We start from the raw sequence: 1,206 nt of genomic DNA on the forward strand, positions 1-1,206 counted from the left end.
CCTACAAGGTCAAATAGATCAAAAAGACACCATCATTGAAGATTTAACACCAAAAGCCATGGCTCTTGAAAGCTTACAGCGCCATGATGGGCTCTTTGGTCTTACAGAAGCTGCTAAAATACTCGAGATGCAACCAAAACAATTCATTCAATTCTTACAGCAAAAAGGGTGGATTTACAGACGTGCAGCGGGTGGGAATTTGCTACCGTATCAAGATAAAATCCAAAAGCAACTTATGGATTGTTCAACCATCACGCTTCAAACCGCGAGTGGAATAGAAAAAGTCATTCCTTGCGCAAAAGTCACAGCAAAAGGAATTGGTGTGCTGTCTCAAGAGCTTAAAAGACAAAGCATGCATTAAGAGGAGGTTATCATGATAAAAAAGAAATATAAACTCACTGATGAAACAATCAAAATTGATGGAATAACGCTTTATCGCATACGCGCCTTAAAAGATTTTGATGATGTCAAAGAAGGCGACCTTGGAGGCTTTGTCGAGAGTGAATGGAATCTTAGCCATGATGATAATTGCTGGGTTGGAGGCAATGCTTGTATTTATCAAAATGCATATATCTCTGAAAATGCGAAGGTTTATGATGATGCCGAAGTTTATAATAACGCAAAAGTTCGTGGTAATGCCATAGTAGCCGGCGATACAGCATTTTATGGAAGTGACGCTATTTTAAGGTAGGGGGATAAATCATGGAAAAAAAATACGAATTGACTGATGAAATGGATGAAGTTGGCGGACGCACGCTTTACCGCATACGTGCATTAAAAGATTTTGGAAATGTCAAAAAAGGTGACCTTGGCGGTTTTATTGAAAAGGAAGGCAATCTTAGTCATGGGGGCGATTGTTGGGTTGGAGATTATGCTAGGATTTATGATAATGCTCGTGTTTATCAAAATGCACATATTTCCGGTTATGCCTATGTTTATGGTGATGCGCGGGTTTATGGAGATGCACTCGTTTCTGATGAAGCAAAAGTTTACAATTATGCAGAAATTTACGGTGATGCATACGTTTACGGTGACGCTAAAGTTTTTGATCATGCACATGTTTATGGCAATTCTCATGTTTATTATGAAGCATATGTTTACGATAAGGCAAGCGTTTATGGAAATGCAAAAGTTGGCGGTAATACACACATTTACGGAAATGTAAAAATTTACGGTGATGCGGATTTACGTTGTGAAGATTGGATT

The 1,206-nt window shown here is 38.7% G+C and carries 3 protein-coding genes; all 3 read left to right on the forward strand.

Annotation, left to right across the window (positions count from 1 at the left end):
• On the forward strand, window positions 1-361 hold a 361-nt coding region (locus ACFIKX_RS09725; protein ID WP_375629147.1), incomplete at its 5' end, for a phage antirepressor KilAC domain-containing protein.
• 12 nt (window positions 362-373) lie between these two features.
• A complete protein-coding gene (locus ACFIKX_RS09730; protein WP_375607465.1) occupies window positions 374-691 on the forward strand; it encodes a hypothetical protein in 318 nt (105 codons plus the stop codon).
• 11 nt (window positions 692-702) lie between these two features.
• A partial coding sequence (locus ACFIKX_RS09735) for a hypothetical protein (protein ID WP_375629144.1) occupies window positions 703-1,206 on the forward strand: 504 nt, incomplete at its 3' end.

The organism is Bartonella sp. CM86QHHN (assembly GCF_042194695.1).
GTDB lineage: Bacteria > Pseudomonadota > Alphaproteobacteria > Rhizobiales > Rhizobiaceae > Bartonella.

Bases quoted from the DNA above. Each gene is read 5' to 3' on its own strand.
- ACFIKX_RS09730 (WP_375607465.1), top strand. From the start codon at position 374: ATGATAAAAAAGAAATATAAACTCACTGATGAAACAATCAAAATTGAT.